This window comes from Bifidobacterium sp. POST2/T3 (B1), assembly GCF_058197115.1.
Genome location: NZ_JBVPQK010000215.1, coordinates 1 through 4,523, shown reverse-complemented (window position 1 = coordinate 4,523; position 4,523 = coordinate 1). Strand labels below are relative to the sequence as shown.

General features: G+C 55.6%; 4 protein-coding genes. All 4 read right to left on the bottom strand.

The window, feature by feature from the left end:
- Positions 1 to 506: hypothetical protein (locus AC0AP0_RS09260; protein WP_490430255.1), on the bottom strand; the 506-nt coding region annotated here is incomplete at its 3' end.
- Positions 507 to 1,011: 505 nt separating this feature from the next.
- Positions 1,012 to 1,512 (bottom strand): hypothetical protein, encoded by a 501-nt coding sequence (locus AC0AP0_RS09255; RefSeq protein ID WP_490430254.1) that lies wholly within the window; start codon positions 1,510 to 1,512, stop codon positions 1,012 to 1,014.
- Positions 1,513 to 2,359: 847 nt separating this feature from the next.
- Positions 2,360 to 2,584, bottom strand: a complete 225-nt coding sequence (locus AC0AP0_RS09250) for a hypothetical protein (RefSeq protein WP_490430253.1) — start codon at positions 2,582 to 2,584, stop codon at positions 2,360 to 2,362.
- Positions 2,585 to 3,245: 661 nt separating this feature from the next.
- Entirely contained in the window at positions 3,246 to 4,001 is a 756-nt protein-coding gene (locus tag AC0AP0_RS09245; RefSeq protein ID WP_046322234.1) for a Sir2 family NAD-dependent protein deacetylase, read from the bottom strand.
- Positions 4,002 to 4,523: the final 522 nt, after the last annotated feature.

Genomic DNA, 4,523 nt, shown 5'->3' with positions numbered 1-4,523 from the left:
GTGGAAACCACCAATGTGATGGCGATGATAACGACTCCCGCCCAAAGGCCACCCTTCCCTAACGCGTATATCATCGCAGCTATCCAGAAGCCTCGTGACCAGAGGCTTTGTGATTCGTCAACCACTATCCGGGAACCTGACAAAGCCTTGGCAAGCTGTTCCATATGCGACCTATCCGCATTGGTCGCATAGCTTCCGCGCAAGTCCTGGGTGGTAATCTCCTCAAAAGAAACTACTTTCGTTGACTGGTCACGTGTTGAAAAGGAAGGATAATCGTACCCTCCATTTCGTTGAAAAGACTTTTGGTCACCCACAAAGGCCACGAGAACACGAGACTTCATTGAATCACGAAATGAAGGTTGGATTTTGAAGACATTAATCCCTAAATTTCTTGATGCTTGAGCAATCGCACGCACAGCATCCGCCTTGGTCGCGGTATCAACCCTCTCGACGGTGAAAGAGGTACCGGTACCTGCCGGAAGCTCCTGGTCGATAGTGATAAGCATCTCGAATGTCACCACTATGGTGAGAATCAAGGAAGCCCAAATCGTCAACCGTTGAATCCAGTGAATTCGCAAATCACCTCACCCACCCAAAACAAAGAGCAGACACATGCCGGCCGACAAGGCAGGAGCTGCCATTCATGAAGCAACAACTTTCCCAAACTTCCTCATAGTCTTCTCCTTTGAAAGCAAATATGAGGCGAAAACGTTCTACCGCTGACTATTCTACTCCATAAACACAGCTAACTCATTCCGGCCTCTCACACATTGAGACTGCTCTCATGTCACTGACACCGATGTGGAAATCCGAACTGGTACGATGACGCCACCACTCCTGGAACAATACCCCTGCCGGAATTCGAACAACACATAAAAGACCAGTTTGCTTGGTTACACTCACACCATGAGCGTGGGATGTTTAGTGGATGCAGTGCGGAATCATGTAGAGAATGTCGCTGGTGATGACACTGGTGGGGATGGTGGCGGTCAGCCAGTTGCGGGTCTGATGTCAGCCGAGCCGGTTGCTCATCCGTCTGATCTGCTCGCTGGCCTGTCTATCGAGTGAGACCAGTGCCTCGTCGAGGTGTCGTGTGACGTCGTGGGCGAGCGAGTCGAGCCTGCTTTTCTGCTCGTCCTGCAGCCTCAAGAGTCGCTCGTTCACGTACCGCTGCTCGTCGTGCATCTTTCTGAGCTGTGTTTCGTTCCTGCTCGCCGTTTGTTCCACGCTTTCCTCGAACGCCTTGTAGTCAGAGAGGATGACCTTCCTTGAGGCTTCGTTCTGCCTGTCGCCTGAGTCCTCTAATCGCTGCAAGCTGATCAACAGCATCTGGTTGGCCAGTTCCGTCCTGGAGGTTATCGCCTCCAACTGCTCCTTGCGGTTCACCTGGCTGCTAGTGGCGAGATACATTTGCGTGCCCTGGTAGTTCCCGAGCTCCTCGAGTACATGCCTCGTCTCGCGCAGTTGCTCGCTCAGGTCCTCCTCGTTGCTCTGGTTTGGGTTCTCGTCCATGTCTCCTCGTTTCGTCCGGCAGCGATTGTAGTTCCCCGGCCACGTTCTTAATCTGTTCGCGCAGCTTCTCGATGGGCGTCTCCCCAATGCCCGTGAAGCGAAGTTATCCACGGTCAAAATCAAAAATTCAAGTTTTCTAGTATAGGTATATAGGTATATAGGGGATTTCTGATTAGATTTAATGCGCGTGGGGCTAAGAGGGTTTGCTGCATTCAACGTCCCTCAAATTACATTCAAGGTCCATCTCTTGAATTTGGTTTGATTGTGGCTTGTCTGGACGTGATTGCTGTCTGCGCTGGTTGGTGCACTTGGGGTGTGTTGCTGATGGTGGTTTCGTGATTGCTGGTGGGTCTGATGCTTGGGTGGTTACGTTTGGTGGGCTGTGATTGCTGGTGTTTTATGGATGTGGTGAGCTGGTTTCGGGCCCTTTCTGGGATAACGGTGAAATACTCGTTTCTGACTGCGGCGGTTCTTCCGGCGCGCACGTCCGGCTCTGTTCTTTCCTGCCGGCTCCGGCAGGCTTGTACCGCATGCATGGAGGTGGAGAATCTGTCCACCAGGAGGATGGCCCAGGACCGGCTGGCCGTCCTGGACATGCCCTGCGGGATCGCCTACGCGCAGCCAACCGCATGACCGCATAAACGAAGGGCGCCCCCGGACCCGTGATTCATGGGTTCCGAAGGCGCCCTTGCGTCCTGGTGCGGTGGCCATCAGGCGGTTGTCGGCTGCTTGTCCGTGGCCTGGACATCCCGAGCGACGGCCTTGCAGATGATGGCCGACTTGGGGATGCCCCCTTCTTGGTCAGCCGGCTGGCCTTGTTGTCCAGGTCCTTGGGCACCCTGACCCTTCAGGCGTGTCGAGCGGTCCGTGCCTCGGCCCGCCGCTTCTCCAGTTTGTCCAGCTGGCCATGCTCTGGGCCATGAGCGATGCGGCCTGCTCGTCGGTCAGCAGCGGGGCGCCGGGGTCCCGCCGGACGGCGGCCTCCGTGTGGTGGATCAGCTCCCCCCCGGTCGGCTGCGCGGATCATCGCATCGATGTCCTCCTGGTTCTCGGATGTGACTTGCTTGGCCATTTTGCGCTCCTTTCCCCTCCTGCTCGCCTGTCCCTCTCCGCCCTCACCGGGTGGCCTCGGCCCGGCGCAGGCGCATCTGGTCGAACTTCCTCCTGGAGGTCGCGGAAGAACACGTCCTCATCCACTCCGCGGTTCGGATCCTTGCGTCGTACGGAGCCTGGTATGACGTCCAGGCGCTCCCCGCGTTCGGCCTTGGCATTCATCTCCTCCATCTGCCGGCGCTCTTGTTCCGTCTTAGGCTCGTACTCGTATTCGTTCATGGCTATTCTCCTGTACCCAATAACATGGCTTTTTAAATTATTGGTTGGTGTGGTCTGGCCGTCTATCGGTCGTGCTCATGCGACCTGATCAGCCGCCGCCACACGTCGGTGACGGTCATGATCTGGAAAGCGACGAAATCCCCGGGCTCGGCTTCTGGAGTCGATTTGCCGTCCTTCTTCTGGGGCAGAGGTTCGCTTCCTGATGCAGAGTATCCGCGTGATAGGAGTGCCGGGGTTCCAAAACGACGCTGACAGGGGACCGGTACAAGTGGAGTTTGTCTGTAGTGAGACGGAAGATGGCTCAAGGATTGCCATAGTGGGCCCTGCAGGTTCTTGCAGGGCCCATCAGAAACCTGCAGATCGCAGATCTGTTCCAGTAATTGCGCGGAGCGGTTGGGGAATCATCCTTGTCCGGCGATGGTTTTGTCGACGAGTTTGGGCAGTGCCTCTTCGATAGGTTCGTGGATGAGTCGGGTTGCCAGGGAATCGTATTGGGTCGAGCCCATGTTCATGATGGTGATTGGCACGCCCGCCTGGGCTGCTACCGGTACCAGCGAAGCAGCTGGATACACTTCCAAGGTGGAGCCAATCACCCAGAACTGATCGGCCTGGCTGGCCAGCCTCATGCTCTTCTCCATGGCTCCTTCGGGCAGGGCTTGACCGAAGTAGACCACATCAGTCTTGATGATGCCGTTGCATGGCATGTTGCCTTGGTAGGGCATGGGCTTGTGGCAGTGCGGATCGGGTTCCTGATCAAGCTTGGCCATGATGTCGGCCGTCCGATATGCCTGACCGCACTTCATGCAATGGGAGCTGCCGATGGTCCCGTGAAGGTTGACGATGACATCCTCGGAGTTGCCGGCTTTCTCGTGGAGGGCATCGAAGTTCTGCGTAGCCAGCAGGTTCAGCATGCCTGCCTGCTCCAGCCTGGCCAGTGCCTTGTGCGCTACTCCGGGCTGGGCCTTCCAGACTGGTGACTCCTTCTGCCACCGCCATGAATACTCCCGCTGCTTCCGGTCACTCATGAACAGGTCCAAGTCATAAACGTTCATCTGATCGGGATGCTTGGTCCAAACCCCGTCAGGCCCGCGAAAATCCGGTATGCCGGCGGAAGTCGAGATTCCCGCCCCGGTCAGTACTGCAATTGTTGTGCTCATACACCCGTCTTACCATCCGTCAACAGAATCCATGACTCGCAGACCAACATAGTGCGCGAACATACATCTATATCAACATTCATATTCGTAGGCTGTGGATGACTGGCGGTCGAGAACGGAAGGTGAACTCCGCATTGGATACAGCCGACTATGAGCAGAGTTCAAAAGGACTATGAAGGGACTAAGCCGACACGCCAATGGCGCTGGGACCCGATCGTCACTTTGTGAATAAAATGTGTGCATGAAGCCGTGGCGGTGCGCTGAAGTCCAATCTTCGCGACGTCTAAAGTTAAAAAGGGACATGCAACGACACGCCGTCTGAGGGCTTGTTATAGCTTGTTTTGAGGGTCTTTTCGGAGGGGCCGGGTTGCGTTTTGCCCGGCTCGTGGTAAGTTTATCTCTTGCTGCTCAACACGGCGGTTCTTCTTCCGAGAGAAAGCTGAACGCTTGTTGGTGTGGTGGTGGTTTGAGAACTCAAGAGCGTGTTTGTGCTACTTATAGCTTTTTGATTGCCAGTCCGAT

Coding starts and splice junctions, on each gene's coding strand:
- AC0AP0_RS09250 (WP_490430253.1), bottom strand. CDS start 2,584: ATGGCCAAGCAAGTCACATCCGAGAACCAGGAGGACATCGATGCGATG.
- AC0AP0_RS09245 (WP_046322234.1), bottom strand. CDS start 4,001: ATGAGCACAACAATTGCAGTACTGACCGGGGCGGGAATCTCGACTTCC.
- AC0AP0_RS09255 (WP_490430254.1), bottom strand. CDS start 1,512: ATGGACGAGAACCCAAACCAGAGCAACGAGGAGGACCTGAGCGAGCAA.